This window comes from Streptomyces sp. H27-D2 (assembly GCF_035828615.1).
Taxonomy (GTDB): Bacteria; Actinomycetota; Actinomycetes; order Streptomycetales; family Streptomycetaceae; genus Streptomyces.
Window position 1 is genome coordinate 21,712 of the sequence record NZ_JAYMZR010000048.1, and the last position, 25,072, is coordinate 46,783.

Below are 25,072 nucleotides of genomic sequence, written 5' to 3' on the forward strand. Positions count from 1 at the left end.
AGCAGCGGTCAGCCCCCGCTCCCGCTCCCGCTCCCGCTCCCGGACAACCGCACCGACACGGCCAGGCCGCCCTCACGACCGGGGGCGGCCTTCGCCGTTCCCCCGTGCGCCACCGCTATCGAGCGGACGATGGACAGCCCCAGCCCGGCCCCGCTCCCCGGCACAGGGCCCAGCCGGTCCCGCCCCTCACCCCGGCGGAACGGTTCGAACAGGCCCGGTATCTCGGCCGCCGGCACCACAGGCCCGGTGTTACGGACCGACAGCCACCCCGGCGCGACCCGCACCTCCACCACTCCGCCCGGATGGTTGTAGGCGATGGCGTTGCGCAGCAGATTGCCCGTCAACTGCGCCAGCAGGACCGGATTCCCGGACAGCGGCGAGGGGGCGCACTCGACGCTCAGCGCGACCCCCGCGCGCTCCGCACTCCGCGCGTGCCCGGCGGCCTCCTCGGACACCACCTCGGCCAGATCCAGCGCGTCGAGCCGGTCGAGCCCCCGCTCGCTGCGCGCGAGGACCAACAGCCCCTCGATCAGCCGCTCGCTGCGCCGGTTGGTCTCCAGCAGCGTGGTCCTCGTACGGGCCAGCTCCTTCGGCGACGGGTCGTCCAGGCCGATCTGGATCGCGGCCCGCTGGGTGGCCAGCGGGGTGCGCAGCTCATGCGAGGCGTTCGCGATGAAGCGGCGCTGGCTGGTGAACGCGCCCTCCAGCCGGGCGAGCAGCGCGTCGAGGGTGTCGGCCAGTTCCTTCAACTCGTCGTCGGGGCCGCTCTGGGCGATGCGCTGGTGCAGGCTGCGCTCGGAGATCCGGCGGGCCATGGCGGTCATCGCGTGCACCGGCCGCAGCACCTTGCCCGCCGTCCACCAGCCGACGGCGACCGCGAGCAGCGCGGTCACCAGCAGCGCGACCGCCGACCAGAACACGAGCTGCTGCGAGGCCGCCTGGCTGACGTCGTCCGACACCCGCACGATCTCCGCCATCCGGACCCGCCGGCCGGGCTCCGGCAGGTAGCTGGCCACCCCCTGGAGAGGCATCCCGTGGACGCTCTCCCTGGCCGTCACCGCCGAGGTGATGTCCCCCGCCCGGTCCTCCGTCCCCACCCGGGACAGCACATTGACGAAGACGAGCAGCGCCGTCCCGAGAACGAGGAACACCGCCCCGAAGACGAAGGCGATGCGGGTCCGCGCCTTCGGCACCCGCAGCTCCCCCAGCACGCGCCGCAGCACCCGCCCGGCCTGCCCCGCTCCTCCCGCCCGGCCTGGCCCCGGCCGCGCATCCCGCCGTACCCGCGTCACAGCGCGTACCCCACGCCCTGCACGGTCCGGATCAGCGGCGGCTCCCCGAGCTTGCCGCGCAGCTTGCTCATCGCGACCCGCACCGCCCCGGTGAACGGGTCGGCGTGCGCGTCCCAGCCGCGCTCCAGCAGCTCTTCGGCGCTGACCGTCGCCCCGTCCGCCTCCAGCAGGATCTGCAACACCGCGAACTCCTTCGGTGAGAGGTCGAGCGTCCGCCCGTCCCTGGTCCCGATCCGCAGGACGGTGTCCAGCCGCAGCCCGGACCGCTCCAGCACGGGCGGCGTCGGCCGGGCGCTGCGCCGCCGCAGCGCCCGTACGCGCGAGACCAGCTCGGGGAACTCGAACGGCTTGCCCAGATAATCGTCGGCGCCCAGGTCCAGGCCGCGCACCCGGTCCTCCATGCTGCTCGCTGCGGTGAGCATCAGGATGCGGGTGCGGGACGCGGAGGCGACCAGCTGCCGGGTCACCTCGTCGCCGTGCACGCGCGGCAGGTCGCGGTCGAGGACCACGACGTCGTAGTCGTGCAGCCCGAGGTAGGCGAGCGCCGCGTCCCCGCTGTAGACGGTGTCCACAGCGAAGCCGGCCCGGCGCAGCCCGATGGCCACCAGCTCGGCCAGCTCTTCCTCGTCCTCGGCCACGAGCACCCGCATGATGTCGTTCAACTCCTCGCGCACCTTTCGCCCCCTTCCTTAAGGGGTGTACAGCGGATGATGTTTCGCAAACCTCTCCCCCTTCCGCGCGCCTGCCGCACGCCTGCCGCACACTCCAGTCCGCCGTCCGCGCGGGTCGAAAAGGGGGCGCGGCCGGCCCAGCCCGGTCGGATACGCTATTGACGGCCTGTAGACGAAATCCTCACTCCGCGTAACGACTTGGGAGCAGCCGGCAATGGCTCGACACCTCATCACCAGCGCCCTTCCGTACATCAACGGGATCAAGCACCTGGGCAACATGGTGGGGTCCATGCTCCCGGCGGATGTGTACACCCGCTACTTGCGCCAGCGCGGCCACGACGTGCTCTACATCTGCGCGACCGACGAGCACGGCACTCCGGCCGAGCTGGCCGCCAAGGACGCGGGCCTGCCGGTCGCCGAGTTCTGCGCGCAGCAGCACCACGCGCAGAAGGAGATCTACGACGGCTTCAGTCTCGCCTTCGACTACTTCGGCCGCAGCTCCTCCGAGCAGAACCGCGAGATCACCCAGCACATCGCGCGCAAGCTCAAGGAGAACGGGTTCATCGAGGAGCGGTCGATCCGGCAGGTCTTCTCGATCACCGACGACCGCTTCCTGCCGGACCGCTACATCGTCGGCACCTGCCCGCACTGCGGCTATGACAAGGCGCGCGGCGACCAGTGCGAGAACTGCACCCGTGTCCTGGACCCGACGGACCTGATCGAGCCGCGCTCCGCGATCAGCGGCAGCGGCGAGCTGGAGATCCGGGAGACCACGCATCTCTTCCTCCTCCAGTCGAAGCTGGCGGGCGAGGTCGAGGCGTGGATCGACGAGAACGGCGAGGAGTGGCCGACCCTCGCGTCCTCCATCGCCCGCAAGTGGCTGACCGAGGGGCTGCACGACCGCGCGATCACCCGTGACCTGGACTGGGGCGTACCGGTCCCGGCGGACACCTGGCCCGAGCTCGCAGCCGAGGGCAAGGTCTTCTACGTCTGGTTCGACGCCCCGATCGAGTACATCGCGGCGACCAAGGAGTGGGCGGACGCGGAGCGGGAAGCCGGCGACTCCGCGCCCCGGGACTGGAAGTCCTGGTGGTACGAGGCCGACGACGTCCGCTACACCCAGTTCATGGCCAAGGACAACGTCCCGTTCCACACGGTGATGTTCCCGGCCACCATGCTCGGCACCCGCGAGCCGTGGAAGAAGGTCGACTACGTCAAGGCCTTCAACTGGCTGAACTACTACGGCGGTAAGTTCTCGACCTCCCAGAAGCGCGGCATCTTCACCGACGCCGCCCTGGAGCTGCTGCCGGCCGACTACTGGCGCTACTTCCTGATCGCGAACGCCCCGGAGTCCGACGACACCAGCTTCACCTGGGAGCTGTTCTCCTCCTCGGTCAACAAGGACCTCGCGGACACCCTCGGCAACTTCGTCAATCGCGTCCTGTCCTTCTCCCGCAAGCGCTTCGGCGACGAGGTCCCGGCCGGTCGCGAGGCCGGCGAGGCCGAGCAGAAGCTGGGCGAGCAGATCGCCGAGCTGCTCGCCGAGTACGAGGGCCACATGGAGACCCTGCAGTTCCGCAAGGCCGCGCACGCGCTGCGCGCGCTGTGGAGCGCGGGCAACTCCTACCTGGAGGAGAAGGCCCCCTGGCTGGAGATCAAGACCGACCAGGACGGCGCGGCTCTCACCCTCCGCACCGCGATGAACCTCATTCACCTCTACTCGGTGATCTCCGAGCCGTTCATCCCGGCCTCGGCCCGCCTCATGCGGTCCGCCTTCACCCTCACCGACGACACCACCCCCTGGATCACGGCCGAGCAGGCCAAGTCGCTGTCCGCGGTCCCCGCCGGCACGCCCTTCACGGTGCCGCCGGTGCTGTTCGCCAAGATCACGGCGGAGGATCTCGACGCCTACCGCGAGCGCTTCGGCGGCGCGGAGACGGCCGACGCCGGCTAGTCCTTCGCTTGGGGCAGCCGCTCGGAGCATTCGCTTGGGCAGCGGCTCCGGTACGCCCGGGGCCGCTGTGAACAGCCCGAGGACCGCCGTGAACAGCCGACAGCCCGGCCCGTAACGCCAGAGGCGTACGGGCCGGGCTGTCGGCCGGAGACGAACTTCGCTACTCAGCGGCCTTCGCGTCCGCCGCCGGCTCAGCCTTGGCGTCCGTCTTCACGGCCGCCTTCGGCGCGACCGCCTTCACCTGCGGCTTCCGGATGTTGAGGTGCAGCTCGCGGAGCCGCGACTCGTCCACCTCGCTCGGCGCGCCCATCAGCAGGTCCTGCGCGTTGCCGTTGAGCGGGAAGGAGATGGTCTCGCGGATGTTGGGCTCGTCGGCCAGCAGCATCACGATGCGGTCCACGCCCGGGGCGATGCCGCCGTGCGGCGGCGCGCCGAACTTGAAGGCGCGGAGCATGCCGCCGAACTCGCGCTCGACGTCGTCCTTGGAGTAGCCCGCGATCTCGAACGCCTCGTACATGATCTCGGGCTCGTGGTTCCGGATCGCGCCGGAGGAGAGCTCGGTGCCGTTGCAGACGATGTCGTACTGCCAGGCCAGGATGTCCAGCGGGTCCATCGTGCGCAGCGCTTCGAGGCCGCCCTGCGGCATCGAGAACGGGTTGTGCGAGAACTCGATCTTCCCGGTCTCCTCGTCCTTCTCGAACATCGGGAAGTCGACGATCCAGCAGAAGCGGAAGACGTTCTCCTCGAAGTGGCCCGCGCGCTTCGCGGCCTCGACGCGGACCGCGCCCATGATCCGGGAGACCTCGTCGAACTCGCCCGCGCCGAAGAAGATCGCGGTGCCCGGCTTGGCGTCGAGCTCGCCGAGCAGCGCCTTGACGTCGTCCTCGGTCAGGAACTTGGCGATCGGACCGGTCAGCACCGGCTGTCCGGCGTCCTCGCCGACCCGGACCCAGGCCAGGCCCTTCGCGCCCTGCTCGACCGCGAACTCGCCCATCTGGTCGAAGAACTTGCGGGACTGGCCCGCGGTGTCCGGCACGGCCAGCGCGCGTACGTGCTTGTCCGCGAACGCCTTGAAGCCGGAGCCCGCGAAGACGCCCGAGACGTCGACCAGTTCGAGCTTGGCGCGCAGGTCGGGCTTGTCGCTGCCGTACTTGACGAGCGCCTCGCGGAACGGGATGCGGACGAACGGCGAGGTGACCTCACGGCCGCCGCCGTACTCCTGGAAGACCTCGGTCATCACCTTCTCGATGACCTCGAAGACGTCCTCCTGCTCGACGAAGCTCATCTCGACGTCGAGCTGGTAGAACTCGCCAGGCGAGCGGTCCGCGCGGGCGTCCTCGTCACGGAAGCAGGGCGCGATCTGGAAGTAGCGGTCGAAGCCCGCGATCATCAGCAGCTGCTTGAACTGCTGCGGGGCCTGCGGCAGCGCGTAGAACCTGCCGGCGTGCAGCCGGGACGGGACCAGGAAGTCGCGGGCGCCCTCGGGGGAGGTCGCGGACAGGATCGGGGTCGCCATCTCGTTGAAGCCCAGCGAGGTCATCTTCTGGCGCAGCGTCGCGATGACGGCCGAGCGCAGCATGATGTTGCGGTGCATGCGCTCGCGGCGCAGGTCGAGGAAGCGGTACTCCAGCCGCCGCTCCTCGTTGACGCCGTCGTCGGCGTTGATGGTGAAGGGCAGCGGGTCGGCCGCGCCGAGCACCTCGACGTCGGTGACCTCGACCTCGATGTCACCGGTGGGCAGTTCGGCGTTGACGTTGTCCGCGCCGCGGGTCAGCACCTTGCCGTCGATGCGGACGACGGTCTCCTTGGTGATGGAGCTCAGCGCCTCGTTCGCCGCGGTGTCCGGGCGGACGACGAGCTGCACGAGGCCGTGGTGGTCGCGCAGATCGATGAAGAGGATGCCACCCAGGTTCCGTCGGTTGTGCAGCCAGCCGGACAGGCGGACGTCGGTGTCGACGTCGGACGCGCGCAGCTCGCCGCAGGTGTGGGACCGGTACCGATGCATCGTTCATCCAAGTCGTCGGATCGGGGTGAGAGTGCGGCCCAGACTACCGCCCCCGCAACCCCGCGATCTTTGGCATATACGCGTCACGAATGCCCCGCCCCGGCACGGCTCGCCGACCCCCGGCCCACCACCCGCGGACCGACCCGCCGGCCGACCTCCGGGCCGCACCCCGGACCACCCTGCCGAGCGCGCCGCCGAGCACTCCGCAGACGGGCCCCGACCGCCCCGCAGGCCGCCCCCCGACCGACCCGCCGAGCACCCCGCCGGCCACCCCCTGACCACTCCCCGACCACCCCGCCAACAGCCCCGCCAGCAGACCCACTGGCTCCCCAATGTCTGATCAACATAAAGTGGTGCAATGCGCACCGAGGATGTATTGGCCGCCACCGCGACCGGCCTGTGGCGCTGGGACAACGCTTCGGCGACCGTCACGCTGGACGCCGAAGCGGCCCGGCTGCTCGGCCTGCCCGCGGAGCCCGTCGTGCTGGGCGAGTCCGCCGTGCGCGCCCGCTTCCACCCGGTGGACTGGGTCGAGATCAACGGCGTCGTCAACCTCGCCGTCGCCGAAGGCACCCTCGCGGAGGCCCGGCTGCGCATCATGGGCGAGGACGGCAAGGTGCTGCGTACGGTCCGCAGCCGCTCCCGCCCGCTCCAGCGGGGCAGGCCCGACAGGGGTGGCTATGAGACGGCCGGCGCCTATGAGCCGGCCGGCGACTACGACCCGGCCGGTGACTACGAGCTGGTCGGCACCCTCCAGGAGGTGGCCGAGCCGCAGCCCGGCACCAGCGCGGCCCGTACCCCGGTGACCGGCGAGTGGCACCGCAACCGGGAGGCGTTCCTGCTCGACGCGGGCCGCGCGCTCGCCGAGGCCCGCTCCACCAGCGAGGTACTGCGGGTCGCGGCCGGCCTGTCCATGCCCGGCTTCGAGCCGGAGGGCCTGGCCGTCTTCGGGGTGCAGGGCGACCGGCTGTCGGTGATCGGCCACCACGGGCACCAGCGGGGCGACGAGAGCCCCTTCCTCGACATGAAGCGGGACGCCGCCTACCCGGCCGCCGAGGTGGTCCGTACCGGCCGCGCCGTCTACCTGCCGACCCCGGACGACTACCGCCGCCGCTACCCCTCCGGCTGGCCGCTCGACGCGCGTTTCCACCGCCAGTCCTGGGCCTTCCTGCCGCTGATCGTGGCCGGCCGCACCATCGGCGCGTGGCTGGCCGCCTTCGGGCAGCCGGTGAGCTTCACGCCCGACGAGCGCGCGGTGCTCACCACGGTCGCCCGGATGCTCGCCCAGGCACTCTCCCGCGCCTATCTGCACGAGACGGAACGCGAGCTCTCGGACGGCCTCCAGCGCTCGATGATGCCCGCCCGCAAGCCGGACTTCCCGGGCATGCGGGTGGCCGCGCGCTACATCCCGACCGGCGGCGGCCTCCAGGTCGGCGGCGACTGGTACGACGTGATCGCGCTGCCCTCCGGCCGTACCGCGCTGGTCATCGGCGACGTACAGGGGCACGACGTGCGCGCCGCCGGGCTCATGGGCCAGCTGCGGATCGCGCTGCGCGCCTACGCGACCGAGGGCCACCACCCGGACGCGGTCCTCTCCCGCGCCTCGCGCTTCTTCGCCGGGCTCACCGACGGCGGCGGCTACGACCACGACGGCCCGGCCTTCCCGCACGCCTCCCCGCACGACAGCGCCGACGCGCGCTTCGCCACCTGCCTGTACATGGAGGTGGACCCGGTGCACGGCACCCTCGACATCGCGCGCGCCGGCCACCCCGACCCGGCAATCCGGCTCAGCGACGGCACGATGCTGATCCGCCCCACCGCCGGCGGACTGCCGCTGGGCATCGACCCGGACAGCGACTACCCGACCACCCGGCTCATCCTGGAGCCCGGCGAGACGCTGCTGATCTGCACCGACGGGCTGATCGAGACCGGCGGACACGACCTCGGCACGGGCTGGGCGCGCATCCGTTCCATCTTCGAGTCGCACCCCGACCCCGACCTGGAGTCGCTCGCCGACGCGCTGGTGCGGGCCGTCCACGGCCCGTCCTCGCACCACACCACCGGGCCGCTCGCCGACCGCCGCGAGGACGACATCGCGCTGATGCTGCTGTGCCGCGAGGGCGACGCGGGAGCGGGCCAGCGCCCCGACGAGGACCTGGTCCGGCGTACGGTGCTGACCGTCGCCCAGGCCGAGTCGGAGCGCATCGCGGGCATCCGCCAGCAACTGCGCGAGCTGCTGCACGACTGGACCGACCCGGAGCAGGTGCACGCGGCGACGCTGATGCTGACCGAGATGGTCACCAACGTCCTGGTGCACACCGACGGCGACGCGCTCGTGGTCGCCGAGCTGACCGGCTCGCCGGGCGCCCGGCGGCTACGGGTCGACGTGGCGGACGGCAGCGACGAACTCCCGCACCGCCGGCAGCCGGGCGAGCTGTCCGCGACGGGGCGCGGCCTGCTGCTGATGGAAGAGCTGTCCGACACCTGGGGCGTGGACCCGCGGGGCGAGGGCAAATGCATCTGGTTCTCGCTGTACGAGCGGACGCCGGAGGCCCTGGCAGGGACGGGAGCGACGGGGACGGCGGGATGACGCGGGCTGCGGGATGACGGATACAACCGTCGAGCCCGGGGCGGCGGCGTCCGGGGATCTCGCCTCGGACTATCTCGTTTCGGGCTGTCTCGCCTCGGGCTGTCTCGCCTCGGACTACGCGGACTACTCAGCCACGAGCGCGTCCCCCGAGGGCCCGTCCTCCTCGGCGGCCGGCGGCGCCCCCGCCGCGTAATGCGCGCGCAGCTCGGAGATCACCCCGAACACCGCCGCGGTGAGCGGCACCGCCAGCAGCATCCCGAGAATCCCGGCGACGCTCGCCCCCGCCGTGATCGCCAGCAGCACGACCGCCGGATGCATCTGCACCGTGCGGCTCTGGATCACCGGCTGGAGCACATGCCCCTCCAGCACCTGCACCGCGAGCACCACGCCCAGCACCCACACCGCGATGACGAAGCCCCGGTCGGCGAACGCGACCAGCACGGCGACCGCGCCGGAGAGGAACGCCCCGAGATACGGGATGTACGCGCCGACGAAGACCAGCGCGCCCAGCCCCACCGCCCCCGGCACACCCAGGATCAGCAGGCCGACGGTGATGCAGATCGCGTCGATGAGCGCGATGACGGTGGTGCCCCGCATAAAGCCCTCGACAACGCTGAAGGCCCGCCGCGCCATGGCTTCGAGCTGCGGCCCCGTGCTGCCCGGCGCGAGCGACTGGAGGGTGCCGGCCGCCTTGTCGGAATCCCGCAGGAAGAAGAAGGTCAGCAGCAGCGCGAGCACGCCGGCGGCGATGACCTGGCCGACGAGACTGATCCCGGACAGCAGCCCGGAGGCCGCAGAGCCGCTGAACTTGGCGGCCAGGTCCTTCGCGCTGGAGGTCATGACGTCGAGCGAGTCCTTGTCGACGCCGAAGTGGTCCGAGAGGTCCTGCCCCGCGTTACTGACCGAGGACGCGATCTGGTCGCCGGTGTGGATCAGCGCGGTGACCACGATGTATCCCGCGCCGCCGACCACCCCGACCAGCGCGAGGCAGGTCAGCCCCGCCGCGACGGAACGATTCAGCCTCATCTTGATCAGCCACCGGTGCAGCGGCCCCAGCAGCGCGGTGCCGAGCAGCGCCAGCAGCACGGGCGTGACGGCCGCCTTGAGCGTGACGCACAGCCAGACGCCGACCCCGGCGACGGCGATCACCAGCAGGATCAGCCCGCACCAGGCCGCTGTGCGGCGGGCCGGCTCCGGCAGCAGTGGTCGGTGGGGCCGCGCATCGGTCTGCATCCGGTCATTCGATCATGGCGGCGCACGGCGGGCGTGCCCGGAGAGCCGGGCGGGTGAGCGGGGGCGCGCGGGGCGGGCGGGCGGCCCGCGCGGGGCGCGGGGCACGCACGCCTCCCCGCGCCGGGGGGACGGAGCGCGAAAAAACCGGCCGGGGCCCCAACGGGGGAGTAGGAGCCCCGGCCGGGGCTTGCGGGGGTGCAGGGGCTTGCGGGCCCGCCCCTGGTCTCAGAGCGCGTCGGCCGGAATCCTGCCGAGGCGGCCGGCCTGGAAGTCCTCGAATGCCTGCGCCAGCTCGGCCTGGGTGTTCATCACGAACGGCCCGTACTGCATCATCGGCTCGCGGATCGGCGCTCCGCCGAGCAGCACGACCTCGAAGTTCGGGCTGCGCGACTCCTGGGACTCGTCGGCCCGCAGCGTGATCGAGTCGCCGTCGCCGTAGACGACCGTCTGGCCCATCCGGAACGGACGCCCGTCCACACCCGCCGTGCCGCGCCCCGCGAGGCCGTACACGAGGGCGTTGAAGTCCGGGCGCCAGGGCAGCGTCAGCTCCGCGCCGGGGTTGACGGACGCGTGGATCATGGTGATCGGGGTGTGCGTGGCGCCCGGCCCCTGGTGGCCGTCGATGTCGCCCGCGATGAGCCGCAGCAGCGCGCCGCCGTCGGACGAGGCGAGCAGCTTGACCTTGGCGCTGCCGATGTCCTGGTACTTCGGCGGCATCATCTTGTCCCGCTTCGGGAGGTTCACCCACAGCTGGAGGCCGTGGAAGAGCCCGCCGCTCATGACGAGCGACTCCGGCGGGGTCTCGATGTGCAGCAGGCCGGACCCGGCGGTCATCCACTGGGTGTCGCCGTCGTTGATGGTGCCGCCGCCGCCGTGCGAGTCACGGTGGATGAACGTTCCGTCCATGATGTACGTGACGGTCTCGAAGCCGCGGTGCGGGTGCCAGGGAGTGCCCTTGGGCTCGCCCGGCGCGTACTCCACCTCGCCCATCTGATCCATCATGATGAACGGGTCGAGGTGCTGGTGGTCGATGCCCGCGAACGCGCGGCGGACGGGGAAGCCCTCGCCCTCGAATCCGCTGGGGGCGGTGGACACGGCGAGCACGGCGCGCGACGCGCCGTCCTCGGCGGGCTGCCCCACGCGCGGCAGGGTCAGCGGGTTCTCTACGGTCACTGCGGGCATGACGGGCCTCCTCGGCTCTTGCTTCCAAGTTAGTTGAATGGTGAACATTCGGCAAGCGCCCATCCATTCCCACTGGCACGGCAGCCACTCCCGGAGGCGCCCACGGCGCACGCGTGTGAGGGCGCCCACCGCCATGCGGTGGGCGCCCTCACACACTCAGGCGGGAGCGATCAGCCGTACATACGGCGCATCGCGAAGTCGACCATCTGCTCCACCGCCTTCGCGTCGAAGACCATCCGGTGGTCGCCCTCCATGTCGAGCACGAAGCCGTACCCCGTGGGCAGCAGGTCGATCATCTCGGCCCCGGTGATCACGAAGTACTTGGACTCCTTGCCCGCGTAGCGGCGCAGCTCCTTGAGGGAGCTGAACATCGGGATGACCGGCTGCTGGGTGTTGTGCAGCGCCAGGAAGCCCGGATTCTCGCCGCGCGGGCAGTAGATCTTCGAGGTGGAGAAGATGTGCTGGAAGTCCTCCGGCGACATCGAGCCGGTGGTGAAGGCCCGCACCGCGTCGGCGAGCGAGGGCGGTGACGGCTCGGGGTAGAGCGGCTGCTCGCCGTAGCCACCGGGAGCCTGCTGGGGCTGAGGCGGCGGGGCCGCGTACTGCTGCTGCCCCGCGCTCGCGTTCTGGTCGTAGCCGTACATGCCCCTGAGCCTACTGAGTCACAGTTGGCCGGTTAGGGGTTGCTTCTTATTACCGACGGGTAGCATCATCGTGCGTACCGATTGGTACGCATACGAGGATCCTCCCTCGCCGCCCGCCGTCACCCGAACAACCACCACCTCAACGAGGCTGCGCGGCCTCTGTTGATCGAGTCTTACGGAGCCGTTGCCATGGGCCACTACAAGTCGAATCTCCGCGACATCGAGTTCAACCTCTTCGAGGTGCTCGGCCGCGACAAGCTGTACGGCACCGGCCCGTTCGAGGAGATGGACGTCGAGACCGCCAAGAGCGTGCTCTCGGAGATCGCCCGCCTCGCGGAGAACGAGCTGGCCGAGTCCTTCGCGGACACGGACCGCAACCCGCCGGTCTTCGACCCGGACACCAACACCGCACCGATTCCGGACACCTTCAAGAAGAGCTACCAGGCGTACATGGACGCCGAGTGGTGGCGGCTGGGCATCCCGGAGGCCATCGGCGGCACCGCCACTCCGGCCACCCTGATCTGGGCGTACGCCGAGATGGTGCTGGGCTCGAACCCGGCGGTCTGGATGTACTCCTCCGGCCCCGCGTTCGCGGGCGTGGTGCACGACGAGGGCACCGAGGAGCAGCACAAGGTCGCACAGCACATGGTGGACCGCCAGTGGGGCTCCACGATGGTGCTGACCGAGCCGGACGCGGGCTCCGACGTCGGCGCGGGCCGTACGAAGGCGATCAAGCAGGACGACGGCTCCTGGCACATCGAGGGCGTCAAGCGCTTCATCACCTCGGGCGAGCACGACATGTCCGAGAACATCATCCACCTGGTGCTGGCCCGCCCCGAGGGCGCGGGGCCCGGCACCAAGGGCCTCTCGCTCTTCATCGTGCCGAAGTACGACTTCGACTGGGAGACCGGCGAGCCGGGCGAGCGCAACGGCGCGTACGCGACCAACGTCGAGCACAAGATGGGCCTCAAGGCCTCCAACACCTGCGAGATGACCTTCGGCGACCGCCACCCGGCCAAGGGCTGGCTGCTCGGCGAGAAGCACGACGGCATCCGCCAGATGTTCAAGATCATCGAGTTCGCCCGGATGATGGTCGGCACCAAGGCCATCGCGACCCTGTCGACCGGCTACCTGAACGCCCTGGAGTACGCCAAGGAGCGCGTCCAGGGCCCGGACCTGGCCGGCTTCACGGACAAGGCCGCGCCGCGCGTCACCATCACGCACCACCCCGACGTGCGCCGCTCGCTCATGACGCAGAAGGCGTACGCCGAGGGCATGCGCTCGCTGGTGCTCTACACCGCCTCGGTGCAGGACGAGATCGCCGTCAAGCAGGCCGCCGGCGAGGACGCGAGCGGAGCGGTCGGCCTCAACGACCTGCTGCTGCCGATCGTGAAGGGCTACGGCTCGGAGAAGTCCTACGAGCAGCTCGCGCAGTCGCTGCAGACCTTCGGCGGCTCCGGGTACCTCCAGGAGTACCCGATCGAGCAGTACATCCGGGACGCCAAGATCGACACCCTCTACGAGGGCACCACGGCCATCCAGGGCCAGGACTTCTTCTTCCGCAAGATCGTCCGTGACCAGGGCCAGGCCCTGACCACGCTCTCCGAGCAGATCAAGAAGTTCCTCGCCGAGGCCGTCGGCGGCGAGGAGCTGGCCCCGGCCCGCGAGGCGCTCGCCCAGGGCGCGGTGGACCTCGAAGCGATCGTCGGCACCATGCTCACCGACCTCGCGGCCACCGAGCAGGACGTCAAGGCGATCTACAAGGTCGGCCTCAACACCACCCGGCTGCTGATGGTCTCCGGCGACGTCGTCATCGCGTACCTCCTCCTCAAGGGCGCGGCAGTCGCCGCCGAGAAGCTGCCCACGGCCTCCGCCAAGGACAAGCCCTTCTACCAGGGCAAGATCGCGGCGGCGAAGTTCTTCGCGCACAACGTGCTGCCGGTCGTCTCCGTCCAGCGCGCGCTGGCCGAGTCGATCGACCAGTCGCTGATGGAGCTGGACGAGTCGGCGTTCTGATCGGGTCGGTGTTCTGACCCGGCTGGGTCCGGCCCTTGGGGGCCAGTGACGCATTGATCGCAGCGAGGCCCCTGTCCGAGAGAGTCAGCTCTCCGGGCAGGGGCTTTCGCGCTGCGCGGCGACGCCGGCCGGCTTCACGCCTCCGGATCCGACTGCGCCCCCGGTCCCGCCCCCGGCCCCGGCTCCGGCCGCGCGGCGGGGCGCGATGGCCGCGCGTACGGCTGCCGCGTGGCGGTGCACCGGCTTCGGGTCGAAGGATTCGCTCCGGGCGGCGGCGGGGAGAGGGACCGGCCGGCAGGCTTCGCACAGGCCGCCGGGGAGCGCCTCGGGGCGGCCGGGAGCCCGGCAGGTGGTGCACTCCATGAACCGCATCCGGGGCGGAGCCTGCGCGGGTTCGGGTTCAGGCAGCGGCCCGGCGTACGGCGGCAGGGCGGCGAGCCGCACCTCCGCGATCCGGCGCGGAAAGTGCACGCGCGTCGGAAGCCCGGCGACGAGCGCCTGGAGGACCTGGGCCTCGCCCGCGCCACGCTCGAACCACTGCTCGACGACGGGTTCCAGGGCCGCGCAGTCGGCGGCGGAGAGCGTCATCCGGGGGTCGGCCAGGCCGAGCCGGGCGAGGAGCGCGTACGCGGGCGTTTGCGCGGGCCGTTCGACGGTGCGGGCGGGAGGCCGCGTCCGTACGGGCCGCGTCAGGCGCGTCGGCCCTGCCGGTACGGGGTCGGCGGCTCGGGCCGGGGCCGTCCGTACCGGCCGCGTCGGCCACGTCGTCGTTGCCGGGACGGGCGCGGCGGCCCGAGCCGGGGCCTCGACCGCGGGCCGGGGCCGTACGACGGGCGCGGGCTCGACCGCAGGCCGGGGCCGGGGCCGTGCGACGGGCGCGGGCTCCTCCGGCTCCGGCCACCCCACCGGGTCCGACTCCGGCCACCCCACCGAGTCCGACTCCGGCCCCCACTCCGGCCCCCACTCCCGCTCCCGCTCCCGCTCCCGCTCCAGTAGCGACTCCGGCTCCAACTCCGGCTCCCGCCAGCTGTCCATCACCCGGCCTGCGAGGTGCGCCGCCCACCAGGCATCGCTGCGCGCGGCACGCGAGAAGTGCGTCCGCGTCACCCACCGATTGCCGTTGACGTGCTCTTTCACCCGCCGCAGATGCCCGACGACGGACAGCTCCCGCAGCACGGTGCCGATCGCGGCCTGGCCGGGCGGGAGTTCGCCCGCCAGTACCTTGGTGGAGATGTCCGCGCCGTCCGGCAACTGGTCGATGTACCCGGCGACGCTCGCCGTCAACGGCGTGAGCTCCGCGAAGTCCTCCGGGCGACAGGGCTCTTGGCCGCAGACGGACCGCTTTCCGAAGCCGGGTGCGGCCATCGGGTGCCCCGACGGGGACAGGTCAAAGCTAAAGTGGCTGGCAGCCATGGGATCGCTCTTCTCGATCTCGTTGGTCAGGCCCCCGGCAGGTGTTGGTGCACCTTCGGGGGCCGTTTCTTGCGGCGCACGCTACACCGAGATGCCCCTGTGTCGCGACCCGATCACAAAACGTCACCCCGCCTGCTCGCGCGGCCACTTGGGGAGGGGTGGGTGGGTGGGAACAGTTCTCCTCCCATTCCGCTAGAAGGCGTCTCGGATCCCGGATCCCGGATCTCGCATCCCGCGCCCCGAGACCCGGGACTCGGGCCCGGCGGGCTCATGCGGCTGGATCAACAGGCCGCGCTTCAGGGAATTTCGGCCCAGGTCTGCATAGTCGCCTCCAGGGTCCAGATCCGAACCTTGGCCTGGACTCTCTCTGCGTACATGTCCCGCTCCGCGACGATGCTCAGATCTCCCGTACCCAGTTGCTTTCGCACGGCGTGTTCGGTGAGAGACATGCCGGTCACTCCGCCTTCGCACAGGGCGTTCAGCAGTGCGGCGTCCCAGGTGCGCTCATGCAGTCTCCACGGCGCACGTCCTTCCGCGGTGGCGCGAAGAAGGTGCGTGTAGGCGTCAGCGCACTTCCGCCTGGCGCGCCCGTCTTTGACCTGGAAGACATGATTTCCGGTCTCGATGACGGTGGCGGTCGGCAGGACGAACTTGACGCCCTCCTGCTTGCGACGCTCCATCTCCGCCACGACCGCATCCCGTCGCTCGTTCATGAACGGCACATTCAGAACTTCCACGAGAACGCAGGTGTCCAGAAAGTCGACGACAGGCAGAGCCAGGGCGGGCTGCTTCTGCCTTTTCACAGAGTCCTCAAGAATTCTTCGATGGTCTGGTTCGAGTCTCCGAGGGGCTCGGCCGCAGCGGGTAGCCGGCCCTTCGCGACGGCGTCGCCCAGGCCGCCGGCGGCGAAGAGGTCCACGTAGCCCGGAAGGTCCGTAAGCTTTGTCAGCAGACTCTCGCCCGTATCCGGGTCACGTGTGCACACCACCACTCCCGAGTGATCCTGCGCCGACAAAGAATTCAGAAGTGCCGGACTGTGGGTGGTGAACAAGATATCGATACGCCGACGATCCGACTCTTCTTTCATCAGCCCCAGTACACGGGCTGCCTGTGTCGGATAAAGGCCGTTCTCGATCTCTTCGATCACCAGCAGGCGCTGAGCGGGCTCGGTCACGTCGGAGACCGACTCATGCGACTTCTGTTCCGCATCGACCACGGGAGCGCTGAGCAAGGCCGTGCCGAAGGCCAGGAACCGAAGCATGCCGTCGCTCAACAGACGTGCAGGGACCTCGTTCACCACGTGGTGGAAGCCCTCCTCGTGAAGTACGAGCTGGACGTCGCCCAGCGGGGTCCGGACGCTGTCGACCTCCACCACCGGGTACTCGGGCATACCCGCGATCAGCTGCTTGAGGCGGCCGAAGGCTTCGCCGTCCGAACGCTTGAGTTCGGCCACCGCAGCGCTGAGATTGTCACCGCTGCGGCGCAGTTCGGAGTCCCGCGCGTTCACGTACTGCCTCATGAGGTGTGGCACCGGATCCAACAAGAACACTTCTCGCAGAGCCGTCACCACGGACTCCGCCGCACGATGGACCAGACGAGTGGCCTCACTCGTGGCAGGGACGCGCACCGCGATCTGGCTGCACAACAGTCGGTCGGCAGCGAATGGCAGGCCAGGGTCCGTACCGGTACGCCCGTTGAAATATCGGACATTGAGATCGCTCCGCTGAGGATCCCTCACATCGCTGGCAAACAGGGATCGCCCGCTGACGACCCGTTTGCTGCCGTACGCTGCCCTGCCAACGGCGGTGAGCCGTTCGCTGACGACGCGTACCTCCGGTCGTACCTCGATCTCCACATCGAGGTCGAAGGCAACCTCCCCGACGCGCACCCGGCAGCCGATGGCGAAACTGTCCTGACCCAGTGGGGCACAGCCCTCCGCACCACCCCGAATAGGGTCCTCCGCAGAGCGAGGGCCATCCAAGGCATCGCGCAGCGGTTCGCCCAGCGCCAGACGGGACAGGACCACCAATGCGTCGAGAGCATTGGACTTGCCGCTCCCGTTGCGCCCGATGAGCAGAGTGAGATCACGTAGGTCCAGCGTCTGCCCGGCGAAACTCTTGAACGCCGTCAGCCGCACTTCCTCGAGACGAGACGTCTCCACGGGTACCTCTCTCATCGATTCTGGGCGGACGACGCGATGGTAATCAGCCATGCCCGGCTACTGAGCGTTTGGGCGCGATGTCGGGCGCTGCGCGCCCGTTCGATGCTGGTCAGAGCCCAGCCGTGAACGGATACCGCGCCGAAAACCTCAGTAACCAGTATCTCCACATAGCGTCGCTTGATGAACCAGACGCGTCGGGAAGGCCATTCGCCCGGCGGCGGACCGGAACCCGCCTACGTCGTGGCTGACGACGCTTCGTCGGCGTGATCCTGCGCTTCCAGGACGAGGTGCCCCAGGACGGCTTGGCGGTGCCGCTGTGCGGGGACGACCCAGGGGCCCTGGATCTGGTGCCGAGTTGGTGACGGCCTTGGGCGCAGTCCCGCTGGACGTGGGCGGTGTGGACCGGGCCGGCTACCTGGAGGCCACCGCCGCGTTCGTGATCGGCGTGTGGTTCACGGGCGGCGACCCGCGCACGGCACTGCCGCACGCGGAGCACGCCCACGGCTGACCGGGGATTGCGGCGACGCCACGACCCCGAACTCGCCTGGTACGCGGAGCGCGGCCAGGCGCGATTTCAAGATCGTTCATGCCAGAACGGGAATAGTCCCGAGTCCGCATGGACCAGCGCTTGCCCGCTGCGTAGCGTCGATCCCGAACAGTGCAACCAGGACTGAGGACTGAGGAGTTCGGCCATGGAACGTGGGGAACTGACCCGACTCACCGGCACCGGCACCGGCAACCCGGACGATCCACCCTGCGGCGGGGACGACTGCCCCAACGTCTACAGGCACGACGAGCGGGGCTCCATCATCGTCCAGGGCAACCGATTCGAGGGCTTCCCCGTATCGGATGGGGAAGCCCTCGTGGAGATCCCGGACCACGTTCTGCGGGAGGCATTCCGTGCACTTGGCTGGTAGCGACTGGCGCGCGTACTTCGACTCCATGGAACGGGACGCCTGGCGCTTGGAGACTCGCCCCGTCTACACCGTGCCGCAGGAAGAGCAAGCCATCCGGAGATTCCAGGCCGGGAATCCCCTCGACCCTGGCGACACAGCCGCATGGACCGGCAGGGTCAGGAACTACCGCGCCACCAACCGGAGCGTAGGCAGGGTGCATATCGTCACCCGGCCTTTGACGGACTACCTCCGCTTCGAATTCGAGCACTACCGCCATAATGTGGAGGCCGGAGAGGATGTCCGCATCCTCGACCTCACCGACCGCCCTGATCCCGGCATACCGAGTCAAGATTTCTGGCTCTTCGACGACGCCCAAGTGGTACTGATGAACTACCGGGCAGACGGAACGCAGACCAGCCGAGAGGTATTCGACGGGGACCCGAAGCCTTACGTCGAGTGGAAGCGGATCGCGGTGGCAGAATCGGTACCCTTCCTGGAGTACGTGAAAGACTAGATTGAGTGACGCTGGATCCCGAGCAGCTAGGGAAGTCGAAAGCGGACCTGGCGGAAAAGCTCCGAGAGCTTCGAAAGCGAGCCGGCCTCACAGGGGACCGGCTCGCCAAGCGTTGCAATATGTCGCAGAGCACCATCAGTAAAATTGAGACGGGTCGAAAGACCCCGAAGCTGATAGACGTAGAACGCATCCTTCGAGCACTTGACGCATCTCCGGATGCGATCGCGGAAGTGGCTGCGCTGGCCAGGATGGCCAACACCGAATGGCAAGACATTCGGACATCATGGCGCAGAGGATTGGACAAACGGCAAACGGAGCTGGCATCCCTTGAGGTCACTGCCCGCGACATGCGGTACTTCCTGCCTTCAATGATCACCGGCCTGTTGGCCACACCAGAGTATGCGAGAGCCAGCCTGGACTACTCGCCGGGTGATATCAGCAAAACCCTGGCGAAGAAGCTGGACAGGCAAGCCGTCCTGTACGACAGGTCCAGGACGTTCACCTTCATACTCACCGAGCAGGCAGTGAAATGGTCCGTCATTCCGCCTGCGGCCATGTCGGTGCAGATCGACCACCTGGTATCCGTGTCGCGCCTTCCGAATGTGCGGCTGGGAGTGATCCCCAACGGAACACGGATAAGCCGGGGCCCCATGAACACATTCACGGTCTACGATGACCGGCTGGCCACTGTGGAGACGTTCACCGGACGCATCGTGTTCCAGGACTACAGAGACGTTGCCGAACATCTTGCGCTGTTCGCCCTCTACGAAAGCCGGGCAACGTTCGGCGAAACATGCAGGGAACACCTGTCCAGGTGGGCGGAGATGTACCGGAGAGGTCTTTAGCCCATAACAGGAATAAGGCTGGAACCATTCCGGCGAATGCCCGAGGATGAGTACATGACCTCGGACACCGCACGAGCCGCCCAGGAAGCCGATGCATTTCTGACTGGAAAGCGGAAGTCGGATGACGCGGCAGCCATGCTCTCCAATGTCCTACGGACCATAGGCATCAGGGTCGGGGACGAGGATTCATGGCCATGGATGGACGGCCGTGCGTCATGGTCCGGTGAACCTTCGGTGTTCTTGGGAACTGTGCCCCTCCAGACCGTCAACAAGCTCATTGACGTTCTGATCCGGGGGCAACTCTTGGAGCGCAAGGAAGCTCAGCGGGCCTTGGGCTACGACGATTGATCCACCAATCGGGAGGATGCAGCATGACCAACGAAACCGACCTCTACCGACTGCCTCTTGACGGCATCCGGTTCACCAACGCTTGCGGGGGGAACACGCATCCCGACGGTGAATCGTGCGTGACGCTGGCCCGCATTGGTGACGGAATCTGGGCCGTGGCGGATAGCAAACGGCCGGACGCCGAGCCTCTGCGGTTCACCACGGCCGAATTGAACGCGGCGGGCATCGAACCAGGCCGCTTCGGTCTCTCGACCTGACGCGGACCCGAGAACGACAGTCCCGGCCTACTCCCGTAGGCCGGGACTGTTCTGGATGAACCAAACCGAATTGAACAGGAGCGGCGTTGCATCACCACGGGTACCTCTGGATCGGTGACAAAGCAACGTTCGACAAGGAGTCGTGAAGGTCCCGCTGGATAACGACACGCCCCCTTCCTGCTGAGCGGCACCATCCGCGCCGGAATCCGGATCACTGCCTCCGTGCTTGCCGAAGACCTCCGTGCTTGCCGAAGAAGAGTAGAGCCGTGACTTTGCCCGCTCGCCTGCCGGTTGCGTCGCACGACCATCACGCGGCGACCGAGAAGGGACGGACCGCAAATGACGGGCCGGCCCTTCATGCTCGGTCAGATCAGGTGATCGAACTCGCCGTGGTCATGTCTCGGATTCTACCTAGGATGGGTCAAACTCTCCGGCCTTAGCCCCGTGGAGGAAGCATTCCCAGACATGGCGGGTGACAACGAACGGCGCGTTTCCAAGATCTTCATTGTCTCGGAGCGCTACACGGCCGTCAGACAAAAAGGCCGCCTCCAGGCACCCGCCACTAGAACTTGAGGCCGACGCCTTAAACCATTCGGCGTTTTCCAATGCGTCAGGCGAGAGCCACCCTGTCGTATTGGCCATTATCTCATCTCCTTTGCAGCACGCTCGATGAGCGCTAGCGAATCGTCAGGGTCGATAGCGGCTGCCTTCAATACGTCAAAGGCATGCACGAATCGCCGCACGTCGCGTTCCTTTTCCAAGTACAGGTTTCCTGCCGGATTGTCGACGTAGACGACAGAGGGCTCATCTTCGAACTCAAGCAGGCTGAATGCGCCGCCGAGCCCCGGATGACTCCGCTTGTCGAACGGCACGATCTGGATCATTACGTTGAGCAGGTCAGCGGTCTCGCGCAGGTGCCGGAGCTGAGTGCGCATCACCTCAGCGCCGCCGATCGGCCGGCGGATGACACTCTCGTCCAGTACCGCCCACAGTTCCAGCGGGTTTCCCTCACGGTTCAACAGCCGCTGTCGCTCCGTGCGCACCTGCACCAGGTCGTCAACGTCGGCCGGGCGATGCGTCCGCGTCGCTTTGATGACCGTCCGCGCATAGTCCGGAGTCTGCAAGAGCCCGTGGACCAGCAGGGGTTCCCAGGCCCGTTCAGCGCGCGCGTCGGTCTCCAACCCCACGTACACCTCAAGACCGGACGGCAAAACCTCCTCGAACGACTCCCACCATCCCCGCTTCTGCGAGTTGGTCAGCATCGTGAGAAGCATGTCGATTTTACTCTCGTCCTCGACGCCGTACAGCGCGCACAAGACCCGTACATCTCTTTCTTTGGCGACCGCACCACCCCTGCCGGTCTCAATGCGGCTCAGCCTCGTATCACTACAGCCCAGGGCTTTTGCGGATTCACCAATGAGCCGTCCGGCGGCAACTCGCAGTCGCCGCAGCTCGGCGCCGAGCTGTCGCCGGTGCACCGTGGGGCCGGTGACCATGGGCTTCCCTCCTCGACGCTTACTCCTGCTTGCGCGTGGCGCACTTGCTCGCTGACAGTCTGCCCCACGGTCGGGCTGGGCTGCATACATGAGCGGTCCCTTCCATCCCGGTCGAACACCAGTCTCGCATGTGCTCAACACTTGCTACGCACTTGCGTTGGAGGTGCGCGTGGCATCACTCTAGGACCAACTCAGCACGCCTTGTAGTGGCTCGGTTACACATAGCCGATCTTGGGCCGCGCAGTGATTCGGAGTTCGGGCATGGCACCGACAGGACGTATGCACGACAGCGCCACCACCCGGGAGTTCTCGATCCCGGTCAGCCAAGACGCACTTCGCCGCCTACAGGGCGCGGCGTGCATCGTCTGCGGCGAGGTGGCCCGGCAGCTTTACCCGGCAGGCCACGCCGTCAGCGTCTCCCCTTGCGGGCAGGTGCTGCGGTGGAACGTGCGCGCCTGCGCGCCGCACACGGAGGCCGGATGAATGCCGCCGGCGCGGCGTCCGCACTCCGCGCCCACCCCCGTACGTCCCCCACCAGACCGCAGCCCAAGCGCTGATCCTTCCGGAGGCCCCTCAGTGACGCGCCCTCATACCATCGGCGAAACCGGCCCCGCCGGCCTGCGCGCCGTCCCCCCGCAAGGACTCAGTTCTTCCCGCGCCGGACGCGACCGGCGTATCACCCAGAACTTCGCGCGGGCATCCGACAGCCCAAGCCGGGCCAGACGTCACACGCGCGTGACGCTGGCTACCTGGCAGGTACCGGACGACGTTGCCGAACGGTTGGAGAGCATCGTCAGCGAACTCGTCGCGAACGCGGTCCAGCACACCACCAGCCTCCGGGTGACCCTCGTGGTGTCCCTGGTCCGAGGCACGGCCACCGTCCGCGTGATCGACGCCGACCCCCACGAGCCGCTGCACGCCCAAGACCCGGGCCCAGACGCCGAGAGCGGCCGTGGACTCTTCCTGGTCGACGCACTCGCCGACCGCTGGGGGCAGGAACCCGCCCCCGCCGGCAACGCCGTATGGGCCGCCATCGACATCACGGCCGCCACCTCATGAACGACACCGCCCGCCGACTCGCCGACCTCACGCCGGGCAGCTTGCACACCCTTCAACATTCTGTTGTCGCACCCGACCCGGCAACGGAAATCGCGCTGCTCACCCGGCTGCGGAACGCCCTGATGCGGTACGAACCGCCCGGTGCCCCCAAGAACGCCTCGCAGGACCAGGGCGACCCCTAGTTCCACGAGGTTCCCCGCGATCGACGCCGAAGAGGCGTCCTTCGCGGAAGGCCGTGCGTGGTCCGGAGACCAGTCCCAGCCGCACTGGGGTCCGGACCGCGCACCGGCGGCTTCCGCCCGGCACCAGCACGGTTCCAGAAGTGCCCAGACGCGCCGTGACGGCCAGGCAGCCCATTCATGAAGGAGCCAACTGATGTCCCAGCAAGCACCCTTCGGCGGTGACTGGTTCGGCTGTGCCATCGGAGTCGTGCTCACCGTGACGCAGATCGTCGGACTGGTTTTCCTCGCTGCGGCCGTTCACCTCGGCAACGGTCGTGACCGCGCTACCTCGGCCGCCGATCTGTCGAGGCGCGGGCAGCCTGACATGCGCGATCTGGCCGACTGACAGGAGCGTGCACGACGACGAAACACGCTCGGTGTCGCTGATCTGGATCATCAGCGGGCCCTGAGCCGGACGACGCGGCAGCCATGCGGGTGGGTGCGGCGCACCACGGAGCCGTCGCCGGAGGTCACCACCACCCCCGCGCCCGCGAGACCGCCCCGCGCCCCCCGCATGCCCCCCGCGCCCCCTCCCTATGCTGGGGTCATGAGCATCCCGACCCGCTTCGATCGCGGCCACACCGACGACCTGATCAGCTTCCTCGCCGCGAGCCCGACGCCGTATCACGCGGTCGCGAACGCCGCCGCGCGGCTGGAGAAGGCCGGTTTCCGGCAGGTCGAGGAGACCGACGGATGGGACGAGGCGGCCGGTGGGAAGTACGTGCTGCGGGGTGGGGCGATCATCGCCTGGTACGTGCCCGAGGGGGCCACGGCCGCTACCCCGTACCGGATCGTCGGCGCGCACACCGACTCGCCGAACCTGCGGGTCAAGCCGCTGCCGGACACCGGTGGGCACGGCTGGCGGCAGGTCGCCGTGGAGATCTACGGCGGGACGCTGCTCAACACCTGGCTCGACCGCGACCTCGGGGTCGCCGGGCGGCTGTCGCTGCGGGACGGTACGAGCCGGCTGGTCAACGTCGACCGGCCGCTGCTGCGGGTGCCGCAGCTCGCCGTACACCTCGACCGGGGGGTCAACGCCGAGGGGCTCAAACTCGACCAGCAGCGGCACATGACGCCGATCTGGGGCCTCGGGGAGCCTCGTGAGGGCGATCTGATCCGGTTCCTGGCGGAGGACGCCGGCATCGCGGCCGGCGACGTCACCGGCTGGGACCTGATGGTGCACAGCGTCGAACCGCCCGCCTACCTCGGCCGCGACCGCGAACTGCTCGCCGCGCCCCGGCTGGACAACCTGGTCTCCGTGCACGCCGGTACGGCCGCGCTGGCGGCCGTCGCCGCCACGGACGGCAAGGACGGCGGCGGTCCCGCGTACATCCCGGTGCTCGCCGCCTTCGACCACGAGGAGAACGGCAGCCAGTCCGACACCGGCGCGGATGGCCCGCTGCTCGGCAACGTCCTGGAGCGCTCGGTGTTCGCGCGCGGCGGCTCGTACGAGGACAAGGCCCGCGCCTTCGCCGGCACCGTCTGCCTCTCCTCCGACACCGGCCACGCCGTGCACCCCAACTACGCGGAGCGCCACGAGCCGGGCCACCACCCGATGCCCAACGGCGGCCCGATCCTGAAGGCCAACGTCAACCAGCGGTACGCGACGGACGGTTCGGGCCGCGCACTATTCGCCGCCGCGTGCGAGCGCGCCGGGGTGCCGTGGCAGCACTTCGTCTCCAACAACTCGATGCCCTGCGGCACCACGATCGGCCCGATCACCGCCGCCCGGCACGGCATCGCGACCGTCGACATCGGCGTCGCGATCCTGTCCATGCACTCGGCGCGCGAGCTGTGCGGCGCGGACGACCCGTATCTGCTGGCGAACGCGCTGGTGGCGTTCCTCCAGGACTGAGCGGGCGGGCAGCTTCGACGCGGACAGCAAGCACCTCGTCTCGTCCGGCTACCAGGACTACGCCGACGTGCGATAACCCGCACCCCGGCCCACCGCCTCCGGGTGGCGGGCTCCCTCGCACGGCTGATTCGAAGAGGGGTACACGAACGCCGACCGGCCGGAACAGCCAAGCGAGTTGAAGGGGAGATCCACGGGTCTGAGACGCTGCATAGTTCTGCTGGCGGTAGGTGCGATCCTCACCTTCGCCACCGACTGGACGATGGACAGCGTCAACGCCGACCTGGTCGGCTTGATCATGATGGCCGTCGGCGTCATCGGCATCGCCGCGTACATGAGCGTGCTCAAGCGGCGGCGCGGAATGCCGCCGACCACCACGACCGTGGTGGAGGACGACACCTACCGCCACCTCGGCTGACCGCT

The 25,072-nt window shown here is 69.0% G+C and carries 26 protein-coding genes; 15 read left to right on the plus strand and 11 right to left on the minus strand.

The window, feature by feature from the left end:
- Window positions 1-8: 8 nt before the first annotated feature.
- Together QMK28_RS19190 and QMK28_RS19195 are read right to left on the minus strand one after the other, a co-directional pair.
- Window positions 9-1,223, minus strand: a complete 1,215-nt coding sequence (locus QMK28_RS19190; protein ID WP_326439543.1) for a sensor histidine kinase — start codon at window positions 1,221-1,223, stop codon at window positions 9-11.
- Window positions 1,224-1,288: 65 nt separating this feature from the next.
- Window positions 1,289-1,942 (minus strand): response regulator transcription factor, encoded by a 654-nt coding sequence (locus QMK28_RS19195; RefSeq protein WP_326439604.1) that lies wholly within the window; start codon window positions 1,940-1,942, stop codon window positions 1,289-1,291.
- A gap of 235 nt (window positions 1,943-2,177) precedes the next feature.
- Between QMK28_RS19195 and metG the strand changes: the two genes are divergently transcribed.
- Window positions 2,178-3,917 (plus strand): methionine--tRNA ligase, encoded by a 1,740-nt coding sequence (metG, locus tag QMK28_RS19200; RefSeq protein ID WP_326439545.1) that lies wholly within the window; start codon window positions 2,178-2,180, stop codon window positions 3,915-3,917.
- A 160-nt stretch (window positions 3,918-4,077) separates the two neighbouring features.
- Here the strand turns inward: metG and aspS are convergent, their stop codons facing one another.
- A complete protein-coding gene (aspS, locus tag QMK28_RS19205; protein ID WP_326439547.1) occupies window positions 4,078-5,922 on the minus strand; it encodes an aspartate--tRNA ligase in 1,845 nt (614 codons plus the stop codon).
- Between the two features lie 358 nt (window positions 5,923-6,280).
- Between aspS and QMK28_RS19210 the strand changes: the two genes are divergently transcribed.
- Window positions 6,281-8,512, plus strand: coding sequence for an ATP-binding SpoIIE family protein phosphatase (locus tag QMK28_RS19210; protein WP_326439549.1), 2,232 nt, complete (start codon window positions 6,281-6,283; stop codon window positions 8,510-8,512).
- A gap of 123 nt (window positions 8,513-8,635) precedes the next feature.
- On the opposite strand, the gene QMK28_RS19215 is transcribed toward QMK28_RS19210, so the two are convergent.
- The 3 genes from QMK28_RS19215 to QMK28_RS19225 form a co-directional block, all read right to left on the minus strand.
- Window positions 8,636-9,745, minus strand: coding sequence for an AI-2E family transporter (locus QMK28_RS19215; RefSeq protein ID WP_326439551.1), 1,110 nt, complete (start codon window positions 9,743-9,745; stop codon window positions 8,636-8,638).
- Between the two features lie 225 nt (window positions 9,746-9,970).
- Window positions 9,971-10,927, minus strand: coding sequence for a pirin family protein (locus tag QMK28_RS19220; RefSeq protein ID WP_326439553.1), 957 nt, complete (start codon window positions 10,925-10,927; stop codon window positions 9,971-9,973).
- A 170-nt stretch (window positions 10,928-11,097) separates the two neighbouring features.
- Window positions 11,098-11,571: an SseB family protein gene (locus QMK28_RS19225; protein WP_326439555.1), complete on the minus strand. Its 474-nt coding sequence runs from the start codon at window positions 11,569-11,571 to the stop codon at window positions 11,098-11,100.
- 189 nt (window positions 11,572-11,760) lie between these two features.
- Here QMK28_RS19225 and QMK28_RS19230 point away from each other — a divergent pair, with 189 nt between their 5' ends.
- Window positions 11,761-13,587, plus strand: a complete 1,827-nt coding sequence (locus QMK28_RS19230; protein ID WP_326439557.1) for an acyl-CoA dehydrogenase — start codon at window positions 11,761-11,763, stop codon at window positions 13,585-13,587.
- 84 nt (window positions 13,588-13,671) lie between these two features.
- Here QMK28_RS19230 and QMK28_RS19235 read toward each other — a convergent pair whose 3' ends face one another.
- The 3 genes from QMK28_RS19235 to QMK28_RS19245 all read right to left on the minus strand — a co-directional run bounded on the left by QMK28_RS19235 (window position 13,672) and on the right by QMK28_RS19245 (window position 17,161).
- On the minus strand, window positions 13,672-14,871 hold the full coding sequence (locus QMK28_RS19235) for a hypothetical protein (protein ID WP_326439559.1): 1,200 nt from the start codon (window positions 14,869-14,871) through the stop codon (window positions 13,672-13,674).
- 425 nt (window positions 14,872-15,296) lie between these two features.
- Entirely contained in the window at window positions 15,297-15,803 is a 507-nt protein-coding gene (locus tag QMK28_RS19240) for a hypothetical protein (protein WP_326439561.1), read from the minus strand.
- Window positions 15,800-17,161, minus strand: coding sequence for an AAA family ATPase (locus tag QMK28_RS19245; protein WP_326439563.1), 1,362 nt, complete (start codon window positions 17,159-17,161; stop codon window positions 15,800-15,802). The genes QMK28_RS19240 and QMK28_RS19245 overlap by 4 nt, the downstream gene beginning before the upstream one ends.
- A gap of 367 nt (window positions 17,162-17,528) precedes the next feature.
- Between QMK28_RS19245 and QMK28_RS19250 the strand changes: the two genes are divergently transcribed.
- The 6 genes from QMK28_RS19250 (at window position 17,529) to QMK28_RS19275 (ending at window position 20,021) form a co-directional block, all read left to right on the plus strand.
- Window positions 17,529-17,669, plus strand: a complete 141-nt coding sequence (locus tag QMK28_RS19250; protein WP_326439565.1) for a hypothetical protein — start codon at window positions 17,529-17,531, stop codon at window positions 17,667-17,669.
- Window positions 17,670-17,853: 184 nt separating this feature from the next.
- On the plus strand, window positions 17,854-18,078 hold the full coding sequence (locus QMK28_RS19255) for a hypothetical protein (RefSeq protein WP_326439567.1): 225 nt from the start codon (window positions 17,854-17,856) through the stop codon (window positions 18,076-18,078).
- On the plus strand, window positions 18,062-18,571 hold the full coding sequence (locus tag QMK28_RS19260; RefSeq protein WP_326439569.1) for a DUF6879 family protein: 510 nt from the start codon (window positions 18,062-18,064) through the stop codon (window positions 18,569-18,571). Before QMK28_RS19255 ends, QMK28_RS19260 begins: the two co-directional genes overlap by 17 nt.
- Window positions 18,572-18,576: 5 nt before the next feature.
- The gene (locus tag QMK28_RS19265; RefSeq protein WP_326439571.1) at window positions 18,577-19,416 is read left to right on the plus strand and encodes a helix-turn-helix domain-containing protein; all 840 of its coding nucleotides are present in this window, start codon (window positions 18,577-18,579) and stop codon (window positions 19,414-19,416) included.
- Window positions 19,417-19,470: 54 nt separating this feature from the next.
- The gene (locus QMK28_RS19270) at window positions 19,471-19,764 is read left to right on the plus strand and encodes a hypothetical protein (protein WP_326439573.1); all 294 of its coding nucleotides are present in this window, start codon (window positions 19,471-19,473) and stop codon (window positions 19,762-19,764) included.
- Between the two features lie 23 nt (window positions 19,765-19,787).
- A complete protein-coding gene (locus tag QMK28_RS19275) occupies window positions 19,788-20,021 on the plus strand; it encodes a DUF397 domain-containing protein (protein ID WP_326439575.1) in 234 nt (77 codons plus the stop codon).
- 411 nt (window positions 20,022-20,432) lie between these two features.
- Here QMK28_RS19275 and QMK28_RS19280 read toward each other — a convergent pair whose 3' ends face one another.
- A complete protein-coding gene (locus QMK28_RS19280; protein ID WP_326439577.1) occupies window positions 20,433-20,663 on the minus strand; it encodes a DUF397 domain-containing protein in 231 nt (76 codons plus the stop codon).
- Window positions 20,663-21,517: a helix-turn-helix domain-containing protein gene (locus QMK28_RS19285; protein ID WP_326439578.1), complete on the minus strand. Its 855-nt coding sequence runs from the start codon at window positions 21,515-21,517 to the stop codon at window positions 20,663-20,665. The genes QMK28_RS19280 and QMK28_RS19285 overlap by 1 nt, the downstream gene beginning before the upstream one ends.
- 261 nt (window positions 21,518-21,778) lie before the next feature.
- Here QMK28_RS19285 and QMK28_RS19290 point away from each other — a divergent pair, with 261 nt between their 5' ends.
- From QMK28_RS19290 to QMK28_RS19315, 6 genes are all read left to right on the plus strand, one after another.
- Window positions 21,779-22,000: a hypothetical protein gene (locus QMK28_RS19290; RefSeq protein ID WP_326439580.1), complete on the plus strand. Its 222-nt coding sequence runs from the start codon at window positions 21,779-21,781 to the stop codon at window positions 21,998-22,000.
- Window positions 22,001-22,576, plus strand: a complete 576-nt coding sequence (locus tag QMK28_RS19295; RefSeq protein WP_443050772.1) for an ATP-binding protein — start codon at window positions 22,001-22,003, stop codon at window positions 22,574-22,576.
- On the plus strand, window positions 22,573-22,758 hold the full coding sequence (locus QMK28_RS19300; protein WP_326439582.1) for a hypothetical protein: 186 nt from the start codon (window positions 22,573-22,575) through the stop codon (window positions 22,756-22,758). The genes QMK28_RS19295 and QMK28_RS19300 overlap by 4 nt, the downstream gene beginning before the upstream one ends.
- Before the next feature lie 193 nt (window positions 22,759-22,951).
- The gene (locus QMK28_RS19305) at window positions 22,952-23,143 is read left to right on the plus strand and encodes a hypothetical protein (protein WP_326439584.1); all 192 of its coding nucleotides are present in this window, start codon (window positions 22,952-22,954) and stop codon (window positions 23,141-23,143) included.
- Between the two features lie 201 nt (window positions 23,144-23,344).
- Window positions 23,345-24,652 (plus strand): M18 family aminopeptidase, encoded by a 1,308-nt coding sequence (locus QMK28_RS19310; protein ID WP_326439586.1) that lies wholly within the window; start codon window positions 23,345-23,347, stop codon window positions 24,650-24,652.
- Between the two features lie 175 nt (window positions 24,653-24,827).
- On the plus strand, window positions 24,828-25,067 hold the full coding sequence (locus QMK28_RS19315) for a DUF6458 family protein (RefSeq protein WP_326439588.1): 240 nt from the start codon (window positions 24,828-24,830) through the stop codon (window positions 25,065-25,067).
- Window positions 25,068-25,072 lie beyond the last annotated feature (5 nt).